The sequence below is a fragment of the Echinicola sp. 20G genome, from assembly GCF_015533855.1.
In the GTDB taxonomy this organism is placed as follows: Bacteria; Bacteroidota; Bacteroidia; order Cytophagales; family Cyclobacteriaceae; genus Echinicola.
In genome coordinates this window covers 4,050,962-4,076,624 of the sequence record NZ_AP024154.1, presented here as the reverse complement: position 1 = coordinate 4,076,624, position 25,663 = coordinate 4,050,962, and the positions used below count along the sequence as shown (strand labels likewise).

The window sequence follows — 25,663 nt, the reverse complement described above, 5'->3', positions numbered from 1 at the left end:
TCACTGGTCAAAATGCATGATTCATAAACCTTGCAAACCTTCCACAAAACCCACATAGGCCGGTTTCCTATTAAGGTTTTGGTTCCAAAGGCCTTGCCTTTCACCAGGAAGCCAAGAGGCATCATCGGCACTGTCCTTTATGCCCCAAACGGTGATTCCGTATTGTTGTGACTTAGGTACATATTCATTGTACATATCCACTACGTATTTATACATTGCTGCTTGTTGCCCTAATATTTCCGCATTAGGTGTAGAAGTGTTGACCCTCACATCTAATTCTGAGACCTTAATCAACTTTCCTGTGGCAGCAAGCATCTCAAACATCTTGGCAATATTTTGTTTGTTGGAATCAATCCCAATGTGCATCTGGGTCCCGATACCATCCACTTGTGCGCCTTGACTTTCTAGGTACGCTACATAATCGATGATGCCCTGGCACTTATCCAGGTTATATTCCAAATTATAGTCATTGATAAAATGAAGGTCATCAGGGTTACCGTATTCCCTTGCCCACTGAAATGCCTTGACAGCGTAATCCTTGCCCATATAATCCTGCCAATAAAATTCATCAGCAGCTTTATCTGTTTTTCCAATTCCTGTTTTCAGCTCAGACGGGTTGTTGTCATCCATTGGCTCATTGACTACATCCCAAGCTTTGACATGTTCGGCACTGTTGGTGACCATCTCTGATATCCATCTTTCCAATTCTCCGGAAATGATCGACTCTTTTTCCTCAGGTGTTTTCTGCACCAAAGTAGTGCTACCTCCAGATAAGGAAGCACTGCTCAGGACCACATTGTCAATGTAAACCGTACCGGCATATTCCCCATAACTGAAAATAAGCCTGCTTCTATCGTCTGCGGTTGCCGTGGTAGTCAGTTCGACCTGCTTCCATTCCTGCGTTACCATCACTTGGCCAAAGCCATTTGAAGAATAATCGGGGCTCTGGAGTTCCGGTCTGATAATGCCCTGGGCATCTCCCTTTACCCAAAAGGACAATTTGTAGGCTTCTCCGTTTTCAAGGGGTTCCGCAAAACCATAAGAGGTCTGCACTTCCCAAAAACCGCCGGTTACAGAAGGGTTGGTAACATAGAAAGCTTTGCCTTCTCCACCAAAACCCATCCCTTCTTCGGTGATTCCTCGGGTAGAACCATTGCCCCAACCTCCCCAGCCGGTACCGGATTCAAAATCCCCATTCATTACAAGATTATTGATCATTGGCTCGCCATTGGGATTATAGACATACAGGTTGTTAATATCCAGGTAATGGCTAGCACCAGGAGTATAACCTAAATCAAACTTGATCTTGAATGTTTCCCCCTGAAAATCACTGACCCTAAACCTTATTTCTTTCCAAGACATGGTGGTTTGAAAAGTAGATGAAGCAGTGCCAGTTCCCATCCAGTCCATCTCTGGTTCATTATTCTCCAATCCTTCAAAACTGATTCTTCCTTCAGCAGCCCTATCGGATTTGATATAAGCCACTATTTCGTATTCATTTCCTGGCTCGATGGTAATCTCAGGCGTAGTCAATTGCAGGTCTTCAGGTGCTGATAAGTTAGCACCAGCAGTCAATTTGAAAGCTGATGTTCCTTCGCCCATTCCATCATTTTCGGACAAAACCATATCTCCTTGGCTGGTCCAGCCAGTGAGGTTTCCGGACATGGCTCCTGAAAGATCAAGTTCATTTGCAAAAGCTGGAGAATTCACCACAAGTGGCTCCAATAATCCATTTAAGTAGCCTGCATTTTGGTTAGCATGCCAGCAGAGCGTATGACCATAGACTGTCGTTCCTGCCGCAGTAGCAGCTTCAAACAAGGCATTGACTCCACCTAACAGCAAACTGCCATCCGCCTGTACGATAGCACCGTGTTTCATGCCATAACCGGCCGTGATTTCATTGAAATTACTATTGATCAAACGGTACATCACCCCTTTATCGGCATATTCGGACTGGTTCACCGCTCCACCCAGGATAAATCCTGGATGAGCAGTACTGTCCACATAAGATTTTAAGGTTTGATAGGCATTGATTTCTTCTTGAAGTGCGATGCTTTCCGGTTTTTCAACTTGGTATTCATCTGTAGGCACATAATCCACGCAGGAAGTCATTAATGACAAGACCACTCCGCCTAGAAAACTGATATATCTTTTTTTCATATTAATATCGGATTAAAGTCATCAATAGATTATTTAAGTACAGGGCTAAAGACCTCCATCCCAACACCCCGGTCCCTAAGCACCAAGGTATCCATTGAGGCCACATGCATTTGGGGCAAATCAACCTCATATTCCAGATATACAGCATCTCTGTCTTCATTTCCCCAACTTGACTTTTCCCCATCTTTCACAAATCTTCCACTACCGGATGCGGTGTACCCACCATGTGCGGCAGAAACGGAGCAATTACCCTCACTATCAAAAGTCAACAACAAGTCGGCGGTAATATTTTCACCTCCCTCACCCGAAAAGGTCAAGGGGAACAAAACCTGAGAAAGGGATTGGGTAAGCAATTCATTGATCTCATCATATTCCACACTTTCCTCACGTCTGGTAATGGTTTCATCGACTACCCCCACTTCTTTTCCCGTAATGATATCCCTTCCTCTACGGAGGTAATTCCCATGCCATTCATTCACATATTTAAGGGCATATAAGGTAAAATCCTTTGGTGCTGGAAACCAGTCATCAGCTATCGCCCTTTTAGGATTTTCCACTATCGGTATACCGGATAGCACAGAGTCAGCATTGGTAACATTGGTAATCCTGACCGGTAATACAAAGGTTTTTTTGATGGCCCTTGGGTCATTGAAAAAAGCCCCGGTCAACTGTACTTCAACTCCTCCGGCTATCTCTCCTCTGGGAATGATCACCGTCTCTGTGTTTAGTTGGTAATATTCTGATGACAATATTTCTATTTCGTCACCTCCTTCTTCAAATAACAGTCCTTCTGCCAAAGACTCGTCCACTTCTATCTGAACAGATACATCATTGGGTGAAGAATAAACTCCTCCTGTTGTAACCATTAGTTTAAATTTTCCTTCATTGTCCAGGGAAGTGTCAAAAATATCCTCCCCCATAGTGATCGTACGGACAGGAAATTGGTAAGCGAAGTATACCGTTTGGTAATCAAAGTCCGGGAATTCCCAATCCTCATTCTCGCAGGATGAAAATATCAAGACAATCGCTATTAATATGTATGGTATCTTTTTCATTGTTTTTGAATTTAATTCACTTAAAACCAGTTATGCATAGCTTTCAAAACAATTACCAACCGGTATTCTGTTGAAGCGCACTGAATTTCAATCGCTCACTATAAGGGATAGGTCCATAGATCATATGATCCTGATAAACCCTGTTTTCTACATTGATAACGGAATACTCATTCTCATTTTCAATCCGCATCCCTTGTGCCGTTTCGGTCAGGTCTGCATCCCACCTTCTTAGGTCCCAAAAGCGGAAACCTTCAAAACTAAGCTCCAATCGCCTTTCATTTCGGATCAGTTCCCTCATGGCAGCTGGGTCACTTTTTACGGACTCCAAGTAAGCATCTCCATTGTCAGCACCAATACCTGCCCTTTCACGAATCGCCTTGATAACATCATAGGCGGAGAACCCGAAAGATCCACTGGACATTGGCCCCCAAGCTTCATTGGCTGCTTCTGCATAGATCAAAAAGAACTCGGTATAGCGCATTCTTGGCTGCAGGTGCCGCTGCCCAGTATTGGCCACAGGATCGAGGTTAACATCCTGGCGCAATAATTTTCGCATATAATAACCTGTACGCGTGGATGTTTCCACCTTGTTCAGTCCATCGTTGGTATCCGAATCCAAGGCGGTATTGATGGAAACGCCCGTCGGGCCTGCAGTACTTCCATTGAGCAAAATGAACTGGGCCAACCTTGGGTCCCTGTTGGCATAAGGTGTATCCTCCGCATACCCTGAGGCCGGGTCACCAATGGGATAGCCATTGGCCATCGGGAAGGCATCTACTAAATTCTGGGTAGGATTGACCAAGCCTTCACCGTACAGCGTAGGGGGAAAATTCTGCGTTTCCAGGTTATTGGTAGGGCCGCCGATAGAGCCCCTCCAGAGGATTTCCGGTGGATTGTTTCCAGCTCCCAAGCCGTCAATTATCGACCTGTTATTGTACCAGGTCACTCCATTGGGATCCAATCCGCTTACCCCTCCGATATCATTTAATAAATTTCCTGCATAGGTTGCGGCATCGGCCCACTTATTCTGGTCATTGTCCAAATTAAAAGAAGGACTCGCCGCCAACAATGCTGCCTGTGCTCGGATGGCCTGTACGATCCTACCTGACACCAACTGCTTGGCATCATCTCCGAATACCCTATTGTAATCATTTACCCCGGTGCCTTCTTCCCGGTACTTGGAAGGTATGAGTGATTCATTATTAATATTATAGTAATCCATAGGCAAGAGCTCCAAGGCCTTCTCAACATCTGAGTAGAGTTGTGCCATACAAGCCTCAAAGGTTGCCCTCGGTATATTAAAATCAGAATCTACTGATTGTGGTTCCAAAAATATAGGAACCCCCAATAGTTCTCCTCCTGCTATTCCACCGTGTGCTTGAAGCAAATAATACATAAAAAGGGCCCTCAAACCATAGGTCTCTCCGGTCAATCGATCCATAAACATTTGATTGACAACAGGTTTGGAAGCATATTCTGTATTACCTACTTCCACTAACATCTCATTGAGATACTGTATGGCGGAATTGGCGGCGTTCCAACGGTCTGCAGGATTGAAATTGGACGCCCATTGTCCAGTGGCCATGTTTAGGAAGCCATTGTCAAGATCATTGCTGACCGCATCATCAGTGGCCATTTCACTAAAGTTATAACCGTTAGTGGGAATCCTTAAATAAGCATTCAACAACAACCCCTGTACCATACTGGGCCTCTCCCTGATCAGGTCCTTGCGCTGGATATTTTCCACTGCGGGATCAATAAGGTCACTACAACTGGTCGTCAACACCAAGGCCATAATGACGAGTTTTATATTCATTTTTATCTTCATGGTTATTTTTGGGTCTAGTTAAAACTTCGCTTTGATACCAACATTATAAAACCTGTTCTGTGGGGCACTGCCAATATTCATTTCGAGAATGTCCCTGTTGGGTGAAATAGTCAACAGGTTAGCACCATTGGCATAAATATCAAGTCCTTTTAAAAATCGCTCACCAAATAAGCTGTTTGGGAAGGTATAGGAAAGCTGGACCCGAGAAAGGTCAAACCTGTTCGTACTGTACATCCAAAAATCAGAGTTGCGGAAATTATTGGCACCATTTAAAGTAGTAAGCCGTGGAAATGTGGCTGTTTCTTTGGTAGCTTCAGTCCATCTATCTCTGACCACTTCGGAGTACTTATCATCGCCATTTACCCAGAAATAATTATCGGTTTTCATCGCATAAGCTCCTGTCCGGGCTGTTCCTAAAGCAAAGAAGGTGAAGTTTTTGTATTTAGCAGATAGGTTAATGCCCATGGTCAACGGAGCGCCAGACCAACCTCCCCTACCAAGATAAACTTCATCTTGGGCATTGATAATACCATCATCATTTTGGTCTTTGTATTTTATATCTCCAGGTTTTACTTCACCAAAAGCCTGCTCCGGAGAGTTCTCAATATCATCTACTCCTGAGAAAAAGCCCAAGCTTTGAAGTCCCCATATACCATCTAATGGTTTCCCAACTCTAGTTTGATAATCGAACTCTAAATTCTCTGACCTCTGGGAAGCCTTGGTATCATAATAAATACCTGAAAAGCCTAAGGTCCAATCCACCTGCCCAATGCGCTTGTTCAAATTCAATTGGAAATCCAACCCTGTGCGCTGATCATTATTGTAGTTGATATAAGGAATCCAAGAGGATATTGGCCATCCTGTATTAAAGTAATTGGGATAAATATTGGTATTCTGTACAAACAATCCAGTCATTTTGCTGGTAAAAAAGGACCCGTTCAGCGTAATGAACTTATCAAATAGTGAAACATCCAGTCCTACGCTGAACTCTTCCCGCTTTGGCATAGCCAAATCCAAGTTTTCACCCCTCCTTACGTCAGTGGCGGTATTGTTCAGTCCATCCTTCCACTCGTACCAGGAGCCTTCATCAGTATAAATTCCTTCATATAGGTAATATTCCTCAATGTCCAAGTCGGTATGGAGGATCCCTCCAGAAACAGATAACCTAAGATCATCCACTATGCTGGAAGAAGCCAGAAAATCCTCTTCACTGATCCTCCACCCAATAGATAAGGTGGGGGAAAAAGCATTCCGATTGCCCGGTGCCAATTTGGCACTATGAACCATAGCACCACTAAAATCCAAGTAATACTTTGATTTATAGTCATAACTTCCATGCAAGCCAAGGTTAGCATTACTTACCTTATGATATAGGCCGGATTCACCAGTCTGAAAACCATTTGCAATCAACATGGCCGATACATGATGTCTGTTGTCTATGTTTTTCTGATAGTTCAGTTGTCCAGAGAAAGATAGTGTTTGTCTGAACCAGCTATTATTGATATTTTGGGTTTTGGAACTGGCATCTTGACCATACCTGGTCAAACTTTCAATTTCGTCCTCCCCGTTATAATTGATCCAGCTGGGCTGGTAAACAGCATATTCATTGTTAAATGAAAGGTTATAGGAAGTGGCATAATCCAGTCCAAAAAGTGAACTGAAGGAAAGGCCCTCTAATACATTTCTTAAATCGGCATCTAGGCCAGCATTAAACTGAAACTGTCTACTGGTATATTTTGACGATCCACCTGCATAACTTCCTGCAATGGGGTTGGTCTGATCCAACTGTGTCCCTCCCAACAAATATTTTCCATCAATCAGGTGCTGGCTACTCTGCACATAATTTTGAGATACCTCATCATCTGGGGACAGCATATCGATCGGAACCAGCGGAGTAAAACGGTAAGGGCGTAGAGTGGTGGATCCTCCCCAATAATCTGCATTGATTCCTTTGCCATTGTAGAAGATGGCCGCCGCATCCACTTTTGCCGAAATGTAATCATTCAAGTTGATATCTACATTTCCACGCACATTGAACCTTTCATTGGCGTTTTCGGCAGCCTGTCCAAAATCCAACACGGAACCCTCTGTCCAAAAACCAAGATTGGTATAATACCGTGCCCTTTCATTGCCACCGGAAATCTCCATAGTAGCATCATAGCGAGTAAAGGCTTTTTGTAAATAATCGTCTGAATAATAATCAACATTGGGGTAACGATAGGGATTGCTTCCCGAAGCATGATTATAGATATCCTCTTCAGTATACAAAGGGCTTAGTCCATCATTGGATCGCGCCTCATTGTACAAGCTCATATACTCACCCGAACCAAGATATTTGGGATAGCTTTTGGGGACATTGACACCGACATTGGTCCGTACATCAATGGTTTGGGTATTGGCTACGCCTCTTTTGGTGGTGACCAACAATACCCCCTTGGCACCTCGGCTTCCGTAAAGGGCAATGGCATTGACGCCTTTCAGGAAAGTAATCTGCGCAATTTCCGTGGGCATCACACTTCCCAAGTCACGTGGTACACCATCAACCAGGGTCAGGTAACTGTTGTTGCCCCATAGGTTGCCATTGAATCCTCCCACATAAGCTTCCATCCCGTCCAGTGGATAGGTAATGTAATTTTCCTCCAATATTTTGGGCATGTTTACGTAGGAAACACCCCCTGTGAGATCTCGCTTATCCTTCTTTTGAAACGCAACCAATACTTCCTCTCCTTCCAGATAAGGAAACAGTACAATTTCATCCAGTCCTGGATGTGCCTGTAGGATTTTAGTCTCATAACCCGGAGCCTCCACTGCCAGATAGGCATTGGAAGTTACTTCCAACTTTACGTTTCCTAAGCTATCCGATACGGCCGAATAGTCATCCTGATCACTAGTCACTATAGCTCCTCGTATTGGGTCCCCAGAGCTGGCCCTAACCAAAGGCTCAATGCTAATCTTCAAGGCATCCTGCGCCACCAAGTGCATTGGAAAAAGCACAAGGAAAACATAGCATACCGAAATAATTTTTATATATCTCATCATTTAAGTTCATTAAGTTTTATCATCAAAAAAGTAATACAACTTACCATCCTGGATTTTGATTTAATTCAGGATAAAGGCTTACATCGGCCAGCTTCAGCGGCAGCCAATAGTGCTTGGAAGTGAAATTTCGCTCAATGATCACCTCCTCCCTCATGTTCACAATTCGGTTTTGGGTAGGATCATCAGTATTGAATTCCCCTGCGCGATCAAACTCGAATGAAGTTTTGATGGTATAAGGCTCTTGGATAAATAACATCCATCTGCGAAGATCATTAAATCGATGTCTTTCAAAAGCCAGCTCAACTGCCCTTTCTCTTCTCAATTCTCGTAAAAACACATCTACTGAGCCTAAAAACTTGTCATGGACACCTACCATACCAGCACGGTCACGAATAGTATTTACTGCCTCAACTGGAGTTTTACCGAACGTAGAAGAAGTAGCTCCGATGGCATTATAGCCCATCAAAGTGGCCTCCGCATACATCAGGTAGATGTCCGCTAATCGCATATAAGGTACATTGATGTGCATGGCAGACCCCCAATCATAGGATCTATCGTATTTATTGGCTGTCAGTGGGGAGAATTTACGCGAGGCATACCCCGATAGGCTTCCTGTCACCACTTCTCTATAACTACCTCCGGTATGGAGGTTAGCATATCGATTAACTTCCTGATTAGCATCTGGAATTGCACCTTGGACCACTTTTACACCGTCAAATACGATCGTCTTGTAAAAACGTGGATCACGTTCTTTCCAGGGATAGTTGGGATCATAACCTGATTCAAGATCAGCTTGGGTAATGTCATCGGGTAGCGGCAGGCCATTGGCCATCCCGAAATTATCATGGACATAATTGGCAGTCGGGTATAAATTGGTCGGGTCACCTTCATCCATGAAGGTAGGTTTATACTGCTTTGAAATACGCCAGTGTGTATCATTGGCAGAGTAATACACTGACCTGAATATAGCTTCTGTTCCTCCGGCCAATGCCCAGTTTTGTCCTATCGTATAGAAATTATCATTATACCTGTCAAAAGGCAGCAAAGCATATTGGGTTTCTCCACTTTCCACAAGTTGTAATAATTGGCCAAAAGTATCTGCAGCTTTCTTACAATATTCGACATGATAAGTATCGCTTCCTGTAGATACTGAATTCATTAAGGGACTTCCTGCCCAAAGATAATTTTTACCCAAATAGCCTAAGGCCATAATTTTGTTGATCCGTTGCTGGTTCTTTCCCAATGTCCTTCTCCCGGTCGCGGTATCATCCCAGTTGATCGGTAACAATTCAGCAGCCCTTTCCAAGTCCTGAGCAACCTTTTCGGCACATTCATGATAGCTTAAACGTGGTAACGTCAACTGTTCATCACTGGGCAATACTTGGTCCACATAAGGCAGACCACCAAAATACTGGATCAATGAAAAGTGAAACCAAGCTCTGAAAAACAATAATTGTCCCTCAATCAACTCTCGCTCCTCTTCAGTAGCATCTGTCATCAGGGAAAGATTTTCCAGCCCCATATTGGCTTTGCGGATACCATACCACGCAAGTGGCCAAAGTCCTTTGTTTTTATGATCCCTATTTGTATTGGCTCCATTGGCATCCAGCCAACCATTGTTTCCTGCACCATTTTCTACTTGCCAGGCCCAAAAGTTGCCTCGGTCCACGTTATAAGAAAAGGTAAAAGTGCCGGCTGTGGATTCAATTTCATCCTCTCCCCAGTTCCAAGAACTTACCCAATTGGACAAGGTAAAATTGGGCACGCAATGGTACAACTCCTCCACATAGCCTTGGAAATTGGTGAAATTTTGGAAGGCCTGCTCTTCAGAAATAATAGATTCAGGTGCTCTTTCCAGGTAGTCTTCGCAAGAGGAAACGATCAAAAATATTGCTATCCATGTGGATCCCCTCAATAATGATTTTATAACATTGTTCATTGGATTGGCTCGTTTAGAATGTAACATTAAGGCCCAAATTGATCCTTCTTACAGTCGGATAGGCTCCTTGCCAAGATGGTCCCCCAAAGTTGGACTCTCTGTCATCTGGCATGTCCGTCCAAAGCAAAAGATTATTGCCATTGATGTATAATCGCATATTGCTCATTCCTATGTCTCTTACCCAGTCAGATTGGAAATTATAGGCGATTTCAGCATTCTTCAATCTTAGATAAGATCCATCATAGAGGTATCTAGGACCGTAATTATAGCTGGAAGGTTGAGACCGCCATCGAGGCAAAGGAGAATCAGGAGACGTATTTTCCTTGGACCAATAGGTTCCCTCGTCATAAACCAAGTTCAAGCCTCCGCCCAAACTACTCAGTGAAACATCCCGTGTCACGTTGTTCACGCCGTAAAACTGTAAATAAAGGCTAAGCCCTTTCCATTCTATCCCCAAGTTGGTGCTATAGGTATTTTGAGGTACACCGGAGTAACCGTAAGGAGCAGAATCAAATGCATCTACAACACCATCACCATTAAAATCCACGATATAATAGTTTCCAGGGAGCTTGGCCATGTCGTTAGTATTATGCTGAGGACTTCCATATAGTTCGTCCCAGGTATTATAATAGCCTGCACTGATATGACTTCGGTATTGTCCTAACTGATAACCCGCATTCTTTTGATAATCAGGCCGTAGCTCGGGATCATCTCTATCAATAACCTGATCGATAGCATGGGTCATGGAAAAATCTCCCCAAAGCCTGATCCCACTATCAAAGGTATGATTTAGGCCTATAGTAAGCTCATAGCCTTCGGTTTCCACTCTTCCCAAATTGGCTGCTGGCGCCGTGGCTCCATAATAACTAGGCACTGAACGTCCACTGGACATTAGTATATCCACCCTATTGTCCCGGAACCAGTCCACACTACCATTAATTAACCCTTGAAAAAAGCCGAACTCCAATCCCATATTGTATTTATACACTGTTTCCCAATGGACATTCGGATTCCCTACTGCATTTTGCTGGAACCAAGTATAAGGACTGTCTTCTCCTGCTTGACCAATCACCCCCATTTGGGAAGTGTTCCCGTAGGCCCATTGGTCCATAAACAGGAACCTTCCTCCGATATTGTCATCTCCTACTTCCCCATAGGAAGCCCGAAGCTTTAACCGGTCCACAAAGGTCAGGTTTTTCATAAAGTTCTCTTCGGAAATATTCCATCCTAATCCACCAGATGAGAAAAATGCAAAACGGTTTTCAGGAGAGAATTTCTCAGACCCATTATAAGCACCGTTATACTCGATCATGTATTTGTTCTTATAGTCATATGTGGCCCGGAATACCCAATCTTCCCGATAACTGGGAATGACACTCCCTATGGCATCCTCCTGTCTATTTAAAAGCCCCATTAGAGAGTAATTATGAGTCCCTTCAATACTTCCTGCATAGTTCAATTGCAGTTGATAGAAAAGCCTTCTTTGAGATGAATTATTGTTTACACTCCCAGCCTGATCCTGCCATGTGATTGCTTCTGCATAATCAAATCTGGTATTGGGATCCAAGATATTTGTGAATGTAGTTTCTCCTGTAAGAGGGTTAATCCACTTGGTATTGGGGCTATTATACAGGTCATTAATTCCCTTATTGGTTTCCTGAAAAGAATTGTCCACAGCCAGGGTTCCCCTGAAGTTCAAACCTTTGATGATCATTCCCAGATCTTGTTCAAGTGAAAAATTAGTAGAAAGCCTTGTTGTGGTAATATAATTAATGCCACTGATAGCCAAGTTCAACAAGGAGTTTGTAACCGCATAATCATCAGGAATATAAGTTCCGTAGGCTCCATCGGAGTACCGAGGCAAAAAGACATCAGGTGGACTTCGATAGGCAGAGTTCCAGTAACTTTCCGGGAAGTCATAGGCCCAGGGAGATTGGCGAACGCCATAAGTCCCCCCCAAATTTACCCCCAACTTGGTACTTGGTGTCAACTGAAAATCGAGGTTACTTCTAAAATTGATCCTATTATAATTAAAACCAGCCTGATAGCCCCTTCCTGTTTCAAATTTACGGAACAAATCACCTTCGTACTGGTAATCGATACTGGTAAAGTATTTGACGAAATCGGTGCCGCCCCGTACGCCCACATTGGCATTATAGGCCATGGCCTGGTCCTTGAATACCACGTCCTGCCAGTTTACATTCGGGTACCTTTCCATCTCCTCCAAATTGGCGGGAAAACGGTATTTTAATCTCATTTCCTGTGGAATAATCTCCCCCCAACTATTTGGGCTTAAAGACAACTCACGTTCAATAGCTAAGTTCCTAACCCCTATGGCATCATAAGAATCCAGCTTGCCTGGTAGTTTGGAAACGGACTTCATGGTGCTGCTTATATTGGCCGTAATTTCTGCCTTTCCTTCACGGCCACGTTTTGTAGTCACGATGATCACGCCATTAGCCCCCCGTGATCCAAAAACTGCTGTAGCTGAAGCATCTTTCAAGACAGAAATAGACTCTACAGAATTGATATCCATATTGGCAAAAAACTCAGGACGTTCTACACCATCCACCAAAATCAAAGGTGAATTGCCGTTCCAGCTGTTTTGCCCTCTGATGACGATCTGGGGCATTTCTTCCCCAGGCGTTCCCACACTTGATGTGGTGATCACACCAGGCAGGTTACCGGTAAGCGCCTGTCCAACATTGGAAACCCCACCGGTACGTTTGAGCACCTCTCCATCGGTCTGGGTCACTGCACCTACAATGGTTTCCTTTTTCTGTTCGGCATAACCTACTACAATTACCTCATCCAATGATTGAAGATCTTCCTGAAGAACAATATCGATGACGCTTTGAGAACCTATCACTACTTTTTGTTCTTTAAAACCAACGAAGCTGAATACCAAGGTTTCACCTTCATTAACTTCGATGGTAAATTTTCCATCTACATTAGTGACAGTTCCTTTGGTGGTTCCCTCAATTCTTACAGTTACCCCAGGTATGGGCATTCCATCAGAACTGGAAACAACACTTCCTGAAATCTGCTCCAGCCATTTAGGATTTTCATCCTTTACGGCCTTTTCTCCATTTTGCTTTTTAGTGATATGAATGTTGTTATCCACCCGTACAAATTTCAAATCTGATTTGACTGAAATTTCCCGTAAGACATCCGATAATGGAGTCTCTTCTCGATCGATATCCAATCGGATATTTTTAAAAGCGATTTTGCTTTTATTGTAACTAAACTGGAAATCACTCTGTTTCTCCAGTTGTTGAATGATGTGTTCTAATCCTTCACCTTGTGAGTGGATAGTAACCTTCACATCATCCAAGCTTTTCAGTTGGGCTTTACTTGTGTTTGCCATTAGCACAGCTGTAAAAAATAGCTGAAAGATAAAAGCGCACACAAAATATTTGGAAAGCATAATAAGTTGCCTAAGTATTGATTTTTCCATACTTTGTTTAAGATTTTAAGTGCATAAAACTTGAAATTAACCTTTGACTGATTTGGCGATTGGCACAAAGGTTGTTTGGCAGGAAAGCGTGCTTTTCTGCCATTTCTTTCAACTGGTGTTTTTGTGAATTATTTTCATGGTTATTTATTGTTTGGGTTAGTAATTGTTATTTTTTTTTGATTGATTTTAAAGTCAAAATCCGAAGCGATACTGATACCTTCCAGCACATATTCTAAGGATTTGTCATGATATACCCCAGAGTATGACCAAGTACTGTCTACCTTGAGATCAGAGACTATTTTCACACCAAACCATTTTTCAAGTTTGCTGCTAAGCTCTACAAAACCATCATCTTTAAAAATCAGGTATTTGTCTTTCCAACCAGTTACTTCCAGCATGTCAAAAGGAGTTTTGGAGACTTTACCATTCTTATCTTTGACCAACATCTGGTTGGGTTTAATTCTCACGGTATTTCCCTCTGCATCTTCATAAGCAACACTCCCCTTTACCAAGGCTACTTTCAATTCATTATTGGAATGAACTAGATTAAATGAAGTCCCTAAAACTTTGATTATATCGTCCCCGGTCTCAATAATGAATGGACGCTCTTTGTCTTCTGCCACATCAAAATAAGCTTCTCCTTTCATGGACACCCTTCTTTCATCCTCTTTAAATACTGATGGATAGGTTAATTTACTACTTGCATTGAGGTATACCACTGTGCCATCAGGTAACCTAAATCCTGTTTTTTGACCACTAGGATTACATTTGGTGATCATTTCTGGCACATCCGATGAAGAAATCATCTTGTCATTTGATAAAAAATGCCGAAGGCAATAAACACTTGAAACTACTACAATGAGGATCGCGGCTACTTTATGCCAATTTTTCCAAGGAAACTTAACCTCATGGTCAGGTATTGTGATATTGCTTTTCTCTACAATATTTTCATACAAATCCATATAATACTTATCAGAAAGCACGCTTTTGTCCTTATAATCGATAAACAGGATTATTTCTCTGGCCTTTTGAATTAAATGAAGCTTTTCTGGATGCTCTCCAATCCATTTTAGCCAGAAATGATCTGTTTCATCCCCTGGATGTTTTACCCACTGGATAAAAAACTCATCATTGAGAAAGTCCTCTACTTCAAATTGGTCGTATTTCATATCTTCATTATCCAATGCCTCATTTATTAGTTCGCTATCAAACGTTAAATATTCCTTTGAGCTTGTTCATAGCGCGGTATACTAGTGTGCGGGCTGTTTTCACTTCTTTGAAATCCATAATCTCGGCAATTTCCTTGTAGGAAAGTTCTTCCCTGTAAAGAAGTATTATCGCTTGTCTCTCCCTTTGAGACAATTTATTTAGAGCCGCCTCAATGTCATTTTTTCTTTCGTAGCTGAACTCTTCTGCTATTAGCTTGGTCTCATGGGAGGCTTCTATGAAAAAACTGTTGTCTTCTTTATTAAGGGAAACAAATGTCCCCATGCCTTTCCTTTTGCTTTTGATCAACTTAAAAAGTGTCCGATGAAAAACAGTAAATAAATAGCCTTTGATACTTTTCACTTCTCCCAGTCTACTCCTCCTTTTTCTTAGGTCCACAAACATCATTTGCAGACTGTCCCTCACCCATTCATCTTCTTTGCAAACTTGCATACCATAATTATACAGTTGCCTTACATGCTCTCTGTATATGTAGTTAAAAGCTTTTTCCTCTCCTCGCTTAAAGGATTCCCAAACGTGGCTGTCAGATTTCTCGGTATAGGCTATCATCACCTTACTGTGCTGCATCAACAACTTAGCAGATCCTGGTTCATTTACATTTAGTGTATTATTTTGGGCATTTTTCATGATGGAGTATTGGAGTATAATCCCTCTTCATACATAAAGAGGGAAAGGGATTTAAAAAGAACCTCAATTATTTTAATAATTATTTCAATTTTTGGATAGCCGCCGAAAAGCTTCCATCACCAGGTTAATATTTGGGAACTTTAAGGTACAGGTAAGGTAGAGTTGAATCGACGTCAGTTAGACACCTGCAAACACTTATATAGATGTATAGATCGATCGAAATGTCAGGAATTCAAGTAAGCTAATCCAAAACTCCAATTGGGATAAAAAATAAATCGGAGCACAAAAAAGTATTCAAAGTAGTTTAAAATGCTGTTCAAGTGTTTACATATAAAATCTTTCATTGGTTGGTTGGGTTTAAAGTTACTCGTATGATTAAATATACTCCCAACAAGTAAAATATCCCAGAAAACAAAAATACACAAGTAATTATAAACCAGTCAATTACACATGTTATTGCGTTTTACTACAGAAATTTATTGAATCAAAAAATGACTATTTTGCCCACACAATGCGAGTAATTTTATTATTTCGGCAAAATCCGATTTCACTTAGGTGAAATCATTGATTATTAGATACTTACACATGTTTAATTAACCATTTCTCTTTAAAATGAAGCGCGACTTAGCAATTTCAAAATGAATAAATATATCCAAATCCACAAATTAACCATTTCACCAACTTAACTATTTCCAAAACAGTGGCCTTTATTACGTTTGAAAGAGATTTTCTCTTTTATTCAACCTCAATCTCAAACGGGGAAGCTGGTAGACCTTCCAGATTATAGAGGTTTGCCCTATCTGGATTATTGGCCCATCCATAGCTGACTTTTTTGGGATCAGTAATATCATTACATTCAAGAATGATCTTATTTTCTAATATCTTGGCTCTTGCCCATTTGAATTCTCCATCCTGGCCTGAAATAGCGAACCCATCGGGATAACCAGCTCCACTAGTTACCAAACCTCCTCCAACATCCTCAAAGCTAAGAATTATCATATCATTTGAAATTTCAGCTTTTTTAATTGTTGGACCAGAAAATACACCTTTTGTTTCTCCATAAGCAATTTTAAAAGCCTGTAAGGCCAACCTCTCGCCAACGGTCTTTTTGTTTAAAGGATGAATATCGTTCGCTTCACCAACATCAATGGTCACCGCCATTCCTGTATGTTGAATTTCCAATGTTTTTCTCTGGGCTTCCCTAATCTGGGGCCAGGTACCGGAATGAGGGGCATGCGAAGGTGTCATAAAATTTGGCAATTGCACAAAGAGAAATGGTAAATCTGTTTTATCCCATGCCTTTCTCCATCCTTCAATTAAAGCAGCCATCTGTTCTTTGTAGTGATAGGCTTCCCCTACATTGGATTCTCCTTGATACCATAACACACCTTTCACTGAAAATTGTTTTAGTGGAGCTATCATGGCATTATACAAGCCTAATGGCTTGAACCTAATGAAAGTTTGTTCTGGTAAAGCTGGCATGGCAGCTCCCTGCTTGTATTTCCAATCATATTTTAGGTCAATTATTTCTCCATTTAGTTCAATTTGGTATGGCTTATCTTTTACAAAACCTCCCAAGCCTCTTTCATTTATAACCCGGGCGACCAAAACATTTTTCCCATGGCGTAAAACATTTTTATTCACACTATACCTTCTTGGAGGATATTGGTAAGCAGTTGCTCCAACAAACTGTCCGTTAATATAGACTGAATCACTATCCACAATGGTCCCTAACAATAAATAGGCCTCCATATCTTCTGCACTTTTATTTTGGATAAAAAACTCCTTTCTAAACCAATAAACGCCATTTTCAGGGTATTTACCTTCTACCACTGGAAGTTTATTTAAACGAGCCATATCTTCCCAGTTTTCAGGTTTATAGTTTATATCATACCAATATTCTTTAGGGTTTGAATATCCTTGATCTTTTTTCCTAAGATCAAGTAGCCAATCCTTTCTTCTTTCCCTATCACGTTGTTCAATTTCTTTGATCAGGTTCGGATTCTGAAATCGAACTGCTTCTTTATAGTCCTTCGGAAAACGATTGAGCTCATCTTCCCTGATCCATGATTGTATGGGTGATCCACCTACACTTGCGTTGATCAGCCCTATTGGAACATTATATTTTTCATGTACCTTTTGGGCAAAAAAATAGGCTACAGCGGAAAACTGCTTTATGTCATTCTGACTTGCTGAAATCCACTTTCCTCCCTTCACGTCCAAAAGTTCATTTTCAAAATTATAATCATCTCTAACATCAAAGTATCTTATGGCCGGGTTATTTGCCTTCTTCACTTCATCAGGAAACATTGGCTCAACTCTAGCCATTGTTTGTTCCATATTTGATTGACCGGAACAAATCCATACATCCCCGAACCAAATATCACTTATATGAATATGATTATCCTTTCCCAAAATATCGATAAAATAGGGTCCTCCCTCTTTCATGGCAGGGAAAAATGCCTCCCACATTCCATCTTTTTTAGTAACCACACACTCCTTGAACTCTTGAAATTCTACCTGTACCGTTTCTCCTTCATCTGCCCATCCCCAAATCCGAATCTCTTGGTTTCTTTGCAATACCATACCATCACTGATCAAATGAGGAAGGCGAATTTCCGCTCTGAGTTGAATAGTTGAAGAACACAATATCAAAAGGAAGATCAGGCATCTAGGGATTTGTTTTGATAAAATCATGGTTTTTTAAGGATTTGATGTTGAAAAATGCATAAAGCTTTCTTGGGGGCCTAAATAACTTTCTTTGAGCCCCCCTGTATCTATCACAATTTTCTGAATGACGACAGCCCGGTCTATCAACCAAAGCTTGATACTGTGTTCACCGGGTCCATCAATCACATGTTCACTTTTCTGAATATTGATATTCTCACCTACCCATTTATCCCAAAGCTTTCCACTTTCGTCATAATGCATGGAAATAATCTGAGGGGCTTCATCATCCACTGAAATGCCAAACCGCAAACCCTCTGGAGTATTTTTAAAATTCAATGTGGGAGAAAGGTATACATGAATGGTCACGGGCCCTTCCGATGTAAAATAAGCATTATAGGTTACAAAATTCTGCAGATCCTCTTCGCTTTTCTCCTTATATGACACAGGAAAAGCAGTCAAACTTGACCCTGTTTTTCCTAAATCGGGAAGAACTTGCCATTCCACTGGAGCAATTGCTTCTTGCCTTGAAAAATGGGGTGCTTCAATAGAAACATATCCTTCACTTTCCACAAACCCTTCAAAGTCATCAGGCACTTGGAACTTATGGACAGGTACCTTTATGCTTACTTTATCTTGGGCCGATTGCAGAATAACCTCTCCTTCTACTTTTCCCAGCGCCACATTATCCCAATCAACAGTCACTTTGAGTTGCTCCTGATCTACTAAAATTCCTTTTTCCTTTTCGATCATAAGCCACTCAGGCTTTTTAATTACTTCATACGGAACAGAAGAACTTCCTCGATTGAAAAGAATGACAAAAGCCTCCTCTACTTGGTAAGGGCTCAACTCAGAAAGTCTTACGCTTTTATGATCAGGATAAAATGCCAAGCTCCCTGGAACACTTACCCCTAAACTTCCCTGCTGGGGCAGACTGATTGTATTCAACTCTGGCATGGCGTTTTTTTCTGGTTGTTGCCAGTAGGTGTAACCAATATGGGTTTGGTCCATCATATGGTTCCATTTGCCATCCTTCAACTCATGATAGGCTTTAGCCAATTCCGCATCTTTGGCAAAAAGCCTTTCAACCTTCTCTGCCATTTCATTGGTAAGTGCATTGCCTTGCGTTGCATACAAATGATTTTTTGCTACCGCCAAGTACATCTCGTTCAGATTGGAACAGGCCAATACAGGAAACAACACCAGCTGAAAATAGGCTGCTTTGTAGGTTGGATCCAGTTGATCATATATTTCCTGAGCTTTTGCTGCCAATGCATTATAATCCTCCACTACACGGTCAGCTTCTTGATAGTTCGTCAAACTGTAAGTAAGCTGATCCAACATTTCAGGCTTTCTTCTGCTATTGAATTTAGCATATTGGTCCAAAATCTCAGCAATTTCATTTTCCAGCCCTGACCCAAATTGATCACGAGCCCATTGGGTCGTGTATTCTGGAAGCCGATCAGCTCGCCATTGCTGTGGATTCCATGCATAATCCAAGAAAAACGTGATAGGCAATTCCATTGGTTTGATATCGCCTACATTGACAATCCAAATCCTGTCCACGCCATGCTCATAAGTCAAGTGCATCTGCTCCCAAATCCTTGGAATCGGATTGGTATTGAGCCATTTATAATTCCTTGGTCCGCCCACATAGTCATAGTGGTAATACATCCCGTATCCTCCCGAGTGTTGCTTTACTCCTATCGCTGGCAATTTCCTGACATTTCCCCAATTATCATCGCACAATAACAGGGTCACATCATCCGGTACTCGCATACCTTTGTCATAATATTCCTGTACTTCTTTGTAAAGTGCCCATACCTGAGGTGTAGCTTCAATGGGCTTTTGGGTGACATTCCGAATAATTTCCCTTTGGTCCTCAACTATTTTTTCCAACAAGGCGATATTGCTTTCCTCACTCATTGGCTCATCACCATCTCCACGCATCCCTAAAGTTACAATACTTTCGTTATTTCCCATCCGTTCAATCCCTGTCCTCCAAAACTCTTGGAGTCGCTCAGCATTGGTGGAATAATTCCAATCACCTTCACCATATCGGCTCCACTCGACATGCGCCCGCATCAAGGGCTCGTGATGAGAGGTACTGATCACCACACCATACTGATCGGCCAAGGCCGCATTCATGGGATCATCATCATATAAGGCCCTTCCCCACATGGCTGGCCAAAGAAAGTTGCCCTTTAACCGAAGAATCAACTCATAAACTTTTTCATAAAACTGATGATTGAAGCCTCCAAATTTTTCCGTTGCCCAACCTGCCAATGCAGGCGCTTCGTCATTGATAAAAATGCCCCGATATTTAACTGCTGGAGTTCCTAAACTATGTTTCGTGTTCATTACAAAAAGTGCCGACTTTTCTTTTACCGGAACGTCTGCCCACCAATACCAAGGGCTAACGCCAATTTGCTCTGACATCTCATAAATCCCAAAAATGGTTCCTCGCTTATCACTGCCCGCAATCACCAAAGCTTGCTCTACTCCTGGGAAAGGCTGGTCTATGGTTTCCACAGTAAACGTTTCCCACTTCCCTGAAACTCCGGATACTTTTAGTTTGCCAGAGTCCACCAGCTGATCAATAAGCCCTCCTTTCCCAATGGTTCCAATGATGACCACATTTTGAGCCTCAGGGATGGTACTTGACCTTTCTAAATCTGGCTCCTTGCCAGTAACAGCCCTGATATCTTTTTGAAAATTCTTGGCTGCGATCATTACCCCTTCATCGGCAGCAGCATCCACTATTAATGGAACTGCTATGTTATCAACAAGGGGAAAGCGCCCGTAACCGCCAACTTCCTTGACAATATGCTTATCCTGCCGAGCCATTGTATAGGAGTTCGACAAAAGGAAAATCAATGCAGCTAAAAAATAGTTAAGGTTCCTGAGTTTATTCATGATGCTATTATTCTTGAATCATTAAAGTTTTGGCTATTCCCATTTCCAGTCCCCTCAGCTCGGCCAAGCCTTTAAGTCTTCCAATGGCAGAATACCCGGGATTGGTCACTTTATTTAGATCGTCCAGCATTTGGTGGCCATGATCAGGCCTGAATGGAATGGACAGTTCTCTTTTAGCATTCAACTCCACCAGCTTCCTCATAATCGCATACATATCCACATCCCCGTCCAAATGGTCTGATTCGTAAAAATTACCCAACCTATCTTTTTTCACATTTCTGAGATGCGTAAAGTAAACCCTGTCACCTACAGCATCCAGAATTTTAGGCAGGTCATTATGACTTCCTGCCCCAAGCGACCCTGTACAAAAACAAATTCCATTGAAGGGTTTGTCAACCGCTCGAAGTATATGCTCCAGATCCTCCTTGGTAGAAGCAATTCTTGGCAAGCCCAAAATAGCAAATGGAGGATCATCAGGGTGAATGGTCATTTGAATTCCTTCTTCCTCACATACAGTTGATATACTGGATAAAAAGTAGATCAAGTTTTCCTGCAGCCCTTTCTTTCCTATCCCCTTATAAATCTCTATACTTTCCTGCAGATTTTCCAATGTAACTCCCCCCTCAGTTGGCACCCCCATTAAAATAACTTCGATAAGTTCATCCAGTTTTTCAGGGGACATATTGGCATACCTTTCTTCTACTTGCTCTAGGATTGCTTCTTGGTAAAAAGACGATGCATCAGCTCTCTTCAACACCTTTATATCAAACACAGCCAAATCAACCCAGTTCAGATAAAGTGCTTTGGCACCATTCTCCAGTGGCAATTCCAGTTCAGTTCTTGTCCAATCTAAAACGGGCATAAAATTGTAACAAACTGTTTTTATGCCGCAAAAAGAAAGGTTCTTTAATGTTTTCCTGTAATTTTCCAGATAAAATTCACAGTGTTCATTACGGGTTTTTATTGCCTCATGCACTGGTACACTTTCTACCACAGACCACTTTAAACCTGCTTCTTCAATTTGCCGCTTTCGTTCCATGATCAGCGCTATTGGCCATTCATCACCATGGGGAATTTGGTGTAAGGCAGAAACCACTCCTGCTGCTCCTGCCTGTTTGATATCTTTAAGACTTACCGGGTCGTTGGGCCCGTACCATCGCCAAGTTTGGATCAATGCCATTGTTCTGTTGGTTTATTTTGGTGTAATATGGTTGCTGAATTAAAATCTCTAATTGTGTTTGATTATATCCCCACTACAACTGTGGTTGTACTTCTCGCTTTGACCAGTATTTTTGCACTTTCTTCTGAGGCTTGCAGCTGATTATCATAATTTCCTTTTAGACTTTGAAAAGCTTGGATAGTTTGAACGGTTTTTCCTTCAACTTCCATTTGACAGACAAATTCTTCATCAGCTGGATTGATCACCACATAGGTCACTTGATCAGCAGCTGGATTCAAATAGGCGGACACTTCCAAACCCGACCCATTGGATGAAACTCCAACTCGTTGATATCCTTTATCCACATATTTTGCAAAGTGCTTCATAAGATAATAATATCCAGTCACTTCATACGCTCCTGAACTCTTGATATTGATCATGGGATATTCGGTATAACCTGGAGCTCCCCAAACCAATTCCCAATAAATATAGGCTGAGCTATTGGCCACGGTAAGGGCCCTATGGACAAACCTAGCCGTCTTAAGCCAGTCCAATCCTGAATACTCGGTCATAATATTGGGGCGTTGGTTATATTGATTCCCAATTTGATCAAACCAAGAGTCGACATTGGCAACATCAGCTTGTTTGTCGAAGCTGTAAGGATGCCAACCGAAATAGTCTAAATAATCCTTATCCTTAATAACGAGGGTAAAATTTTCCCAAGCAGTTTGGTTCTCTGCTTCCGGCCCCAAGATTGCTGGTGCATCTTCCCGGTCTTTGATTTGCTCCCAAATAGCCTCCAATGCCTCTTCATAACCAGCCATTTCCTGAGTTTCTCGAGGAGACCATTGACAGGTAGTCCACCCTGAATTGATATAGCCGGGTTCATTTTGGATACTGATAATATCCGGTGTAAAAGTCATATGGTTCAGCATGTCCTCCCAATATTGGGCAAACTCAGCATATATAAATCGATTGTCCTTTTTTTTAAGTTTCCCTTCCCGTAAATGGTTGTTATTTTTAAGTGATGCGGGAGGCCCCCATGAAGACATCAATACCTGAACTTCAGGATTTCTAGATTTTGCAACAGTATAAAATTCTTCATTGGCTTTCCACATGGCCTTATCACCCTCCGTTTCCATCAGTTCTGGGGATTTATTCTCCGGATAGGCCTTGGGGTAGTACCAATTTTTCAACCTCAATATATCCATCCCCAAGTCTTCAAAAATCAGTTCATACAGCTCTTCTTTCTTGGGACTGGACACCAGCCCAGCTGAATACCAAGTCAATGCTCCGCCAAAACCAATCATCTCTTGATACTGAACATCTAGGTCAGCCTTAATGGATAATGAAGTTTTTTCCGGGACAATAGGAAGGTCTGGAGTTTCAGTATTTTTATCTCCACAAGCTAAACTTGCATATAATACGATTAGCAATATGATCGGCATGGTGACTTTATATTTTTTCATTTCTTCATCAGCCCTAAAAAAACCTTACCGGAGAGAAATTCCCCGGCAAGGTAACCCTAAAATCGGTAAGGCTTAAATAGAATAAACCTTACGTACCAAAATTCATTTTATTTACATTCAACATTGATTACCTAAATAAACAGGACCAATCAGTAGTTTGAATTTGTTTACTTTAATACCCTGGGTTTTGGTAACTTTCATTATCACCTTCCATCGAGTCCATTTGTCCTTGTGGGATAGGTCTTAGATAATGATGAGGTTCGATAGTTCGGATAACCGTTTGTGGAGTATGATCCCCATAATTTCTGCCTCCAATCATGTATGTTCCTGCTAGTTCATTCCATTTTTGGGTTCGAATTAAATCATACCAACGGTAGCCCTCGCCAAAATACTCACGTGAGCGCTCAAGCAATATATAATTCACGTCAACTGTTGCAGGCGTTGCAGCCACCATTGCAGAACTATTATCCTCAATTCTCTCTTGATTTTCATTATTATCCCAACTCCATTTACCGGCCCGGGCACGAATAACATTGATCAGGTCTCGGGCGCTTTGAGGACCAGTGGCCCCTTTTGCAGCTGCCTCTGCTGCAACAAAATACAACTCTGAAAACTTAGCGATATTGAAAGGCCGAGTGCTACCTGCATTAGGCTGTCCTAGCCCATCCCCGCTGTCGGTACGGTAAGGACCTAATTTCCAAAGACCAGGATAAACGATCCTGCTAACACCACTTGGCGCAATAACAAAGTCTGATCTTCCAGGTAAAATCCCCGCTCCAATATTCCCTCCCAAACTTGTTGGCGTTGGGTAAGTAATAGGTTGGCCAGGGTCTTCATCCAAAAAAGTAAGGATAGCATCTCCTGCCTGAACTTCCATCATATTAGCATTATAGATGGGGCCTCCGATTGAAGGCGACTTGTCAGTATTTGCTCGATAGACGGTAGTAAAGGTACCATCATATCTAGAATCGTTGGCTTTATCAGCAAATGTATTGGTAATAGCTCCTATTGTAGGGCACATACGGGTCCATGGACGTCCTATAGCCTGCTCTGCTGCCCGCCTTACGGACTCTATATCATTTGCCCATTGGGAGCTGGAAGAACTACTTCTTATTACGGTATAATTCCAAGTCATCATCCAGCCCGCAAAGTTATCCGGAGCACCACCACTTCCGTAAGTCAGGCTTCCTCCGTTATAAAATTCACTATTTTGTGTATGATCCGCATATAATAACAATTCATTATTACGATCGTTCGGAGCAAAATTAACATCATAAAATGTTTCTTGCAGTCCAAAAGGCCCAGGGTTATTTATCCCTTCCAATGCAACATTATAGGCCTGCTGAAAATACCATTGTGCGTCATGACCATCTGGATCAACACGCTGCACATCTGGGTAAGTTGGAATATTATTTGGATTTTCTAACCACCATGCATAAGTTAGATAGGCCTTAGACAAGTAAAGTCGCGCCAAAGTTTTAGTGGCCGTACCTGTCAGTCTCCCCACCTCTGGCAGATCATTTACTGCTGCAATCAAGTCTGGGAATATAGCCTTGGTATATACTTCTGACACTGTGTTTCGCACAGATGTTCTTACAGGATTTGTATTAAATTCCAATTCCCCTGATCCTAGATCCAAGGGAACACCTCCAAAGGTTTGTACCAGTAGGAAATAATCAAATGCTCTAAAAAACCTGGCTTCAGCAATAAGTTCTGCTGAAACACCCGCTTCAACGCCAAATTTGATAACCCCACTGGCTGTATTGATATTTGAAAAGGCAGTACTCCACACAACATCTGCACGGCTGTTGGAAGCATCAATTACCCCTTGGCCACTCAAATCCATCACTAGGAAGTTTTGGTCTGCACTCTGTGCATAGGTCACTTCATCTGTTCCGGTTTGGCAAGTATTATAATAATAAGCCTGTCCGTAAATATAGCGCAAGTGAGCGTACATGGAAGTCAATCCACCTAGAACACCAGCCTCTGTTTCAAAAAAGCCCGGTTCGAAATTACTACGAGGCTGTTCATCCAGAAGATCGGCACATGATGTAAGAAGCAATGTCATTAAGGCAACTTTCATCCATGTTTTTATATGTTTTTGTATCTTTTTCATAATT

Annotated in this window: 13 protein-coding genes; all 13 read right to left on the bottom strand. The window is 42.0% G+C overall.

From position 1 onward, the window contains the following. Window positions 1-21: 21 nt before the first annotated feature. The gene (locus JL001_RS16480) at window positions 22-2,160 is read right to left on the bottom strand and encodes an endo-1,4-beta-xylanase (protein WP_200978063.1); all 2,139 of its coding nucleotides are present in this window, start codon (window positions 2,158-2,160) and stop codon (window positions 22-24) included. A gap of 29 nt (window positions 2,161-2,189) precedes the next feature. Then, window positions 2,190-3,215, bottom strand: coding sequence for a DUF5627 domain-containing protein (locus JL001_RS16475; protein WP_200978061.1), 1,026 nt, complete (start codon window positions 3,213-3,215; stop codon window positions 2,190-2,192). Window positions 3,216-3,267: 52 nt separating this feature from the next. Then, a complete protein-coding gene (locus JL001_RS16470; protein WP_236252859.1) occupies window positions 3,268-5,031 on the bottom strand; it encodes a RagB/SusD family nutrient uptake outer membrane protein in 1,764 nt (587 codons plus the stop codon). Window positions 5,032-5,061: 30 nt separating this feature from the next. Further along, complete coding sequence (locus tag JL001_RS16465; protein ID WP_370567385.1) at window positions 5,062-8,082, bottom strand: SusC/RagA family TonB-linked outer membrane protein; 3,021 nt, start codon at window positions 8,080-8,082, stop codon at window positions 5,062-5,064. Window positions 8,083-8,122: 40 nt separating this feature from the next. Then, window positions 8,123-10,021, bottom strand: coding sequence for a RagB/SusD family nutrient uptake outer membrane protein (locus tag JL001_RS16460; protein ID WP_200978057.1), 1,899 nt, complete (start codon window positions 10,019-10,021; stop codon window positions 8,123-8,125). A 13-nt stretch (window positions 10,022-10,034) separates the two neighbouring features. Next, the gene (locus tag JL001_RS16455) at window positions 10,035-13,388 is read right to left on the bottom strand and encodes a SusC/RagA family TonB-linked outer membrane protein (protein WP_236252858.1); all 3,354 of its coding nucleotides are present in this window, start codon (window positions 13,386-13,388) and stop codon (window positions 10,035-10,037) included. Window positions 13,389-13,618: 230 nt separating this feature from the next. Next, on the bottom strand, window positions 13,619-14,647 hold the full coding sequence (locus JL001_RS16450; protein WP_200978055.1) for a FecR family protein: 1,029 nt from the start codon (window positions 14,645-14,647) through the stop codon (window positions 13,619-13,621). 37 nt (window positions 14,648-14,684) lie between these two features. Then, window positions 14,685-15,332: an RNA polymerase sigma factor gene (locus JL001_RS16445; RefSeq protein WP_200978053.1), complete on the bottom strand. Its 648-nt coding sequence runs from the start codon at window positions 15,330-15,332 to the stop codon at window positions 14,685-14,687. A gap of 735 nt (window positions 15,333-16,067) precedes the next feature. After that, entirely contained in the window at window positions 16,068-18,029 is a 1,962-nt protein-coding gene (locus JL001_RS16440) for a sialate O-acetylesterase (protein WP_200978051.1), read from the bottom strand. A 6-nt stretch (window positions 18,030-18,035) separates the two neighbouring features. Then, entirely contained in the window at window positions 18,036-20,915 is a 2,880-nt protein-coding gene (locus tag JL001_RS16435) for a glycosyl hydrolase 115 family protein (protein ID WP_200978049.1), read from the bottom strand. 7 nt (window positions 20,916-20,922) lie between these two features. After that, window positions 20,923-22,095 (bottom strand): mannonate dehydratase, encoded by a 1,173-nt coding sequence (uxuA, locus tag JL001_RS16430; protein WP_200978047.1) that lies wholly within the window; start codon window positions 22,093-22,095, stop codon window positions 20,923-20,925. A 62-nt stretch (window positions 22,096-22,157) separates the two neighbouring features. Further along, complete coding sequence (locus tag JL001_RS16425) at window positions 22,158-23,543, bottom strand: hypothetical protein (protein ID WP_200978038.1); 1,386 nt, start codon at window positions 23,541-23,543, stop codon at window positions 22,158-22,160. Between the two features lie 172 nt (window positions 23,544-23,715). Further along, window positions 23,716-25,659: a RagB/SusD family nutrient uptake outer membrane protein gene (locus tag JL001_RS16420; RefSeq protein ID WP_200978036.1), complete on the bottom strand. Its 1,944-nt coding sequence runs from the start codon at window positions 25,657-25,659 to the stop codon at window positions 23,716-23,718. Window positions 25,660-25,663: the final 4 nt, after the last annotated feature.

Bases quoted from the DNA above. Each gene is read 5' to 3' on its own strand.
- JL001_RS16480 (WP_200978063.1), bottom strand. From the start codon at position 2,160: ATGAAAAAAAGATATATCAGTTTTCTAGGCGGAGTGGTCTTGTCATTA.
- JL001_RS16475 (WP_200978061.1), bottom strand. From the start codon at position 3,215: ATGAAAAAGATACCATACATATTAATAGCGATTGTCTTGATATTTTCA.
- JL001_RS16470 (WP_236252859.1), bottom strand. From the start codon at position 5,031: ATGAATATAAAACTCGTCATTATGGCCTTGGTGTTGACGACCAGTTGT.
- JL001_RS16465 (WP_370567385.1), bottom strand. From the start codon at position 8,082: ATGATGAGATATATAAAAATTATTTCGGTATGCTATGTTTTCCTTGTG.
- JL001_RS16460 (WP_200978057.1), bottom strand. From the start codon at position 10,021: ATGAACAATGTTATAAAATCATTATTGAGGGGATCCACATGGATAGCA.
- JL001_RS16455 (WP_236252858.1), bottom strand. From the start codon at position 13,388: ATGGCAAACACAAGTAAAGCCCAACTGAAAAGCTTGGATGATGTGAAG.
- JL001_RS16450 (WP_200978055.1), bottom strand. From the start codon at position 14,647: ATGAAATACGACCAATTTGAAGTAGAGGACTTTCTCAATGATGAGTTT.
- JL001_RS16445 (WP_200978053.1), bottom strand. From the start codon at position 15,332: ATGAAAAATGCCCAAAATAATACACTAAATGTAAATGAACCAGGATCT.
- JL001_RS16440 (WP_200978051.1), bottom strand. From the start codon at position 18,029: ATGATTTTATCAAAACAAATCCCTAGATGCCTGATCTTCCTTTTGATA.
- JL001_RS16435 (WP_200978049.1), bottom strand. From the start codon at position 20,915: ATGAATAAACTCAGGAACCTTAACTATTTTTTAGCTGCATTGATTTTC.
- uxuA (WP_200978047.1), bottom strand. From the start codon at position 22,095: ATGGCATTGATCCAAACTTGGCGATGGTACGGGCCCAACGACCCGGTA.
- JL001_RS16425 (WP_200978038.1), bottom strand. From the start codon at position 23,543: ATGAAAAAATATAAAGTCACCATGCCGATCATATTGCTAATCGTATTA.
- JL001_RS16420 (WP_200978036.1), bottom strand. From the start codon at position 25,659: ATGAAAAAGATACAAAAACATATAAAAACATGGATGAAAGTTGCCTTA.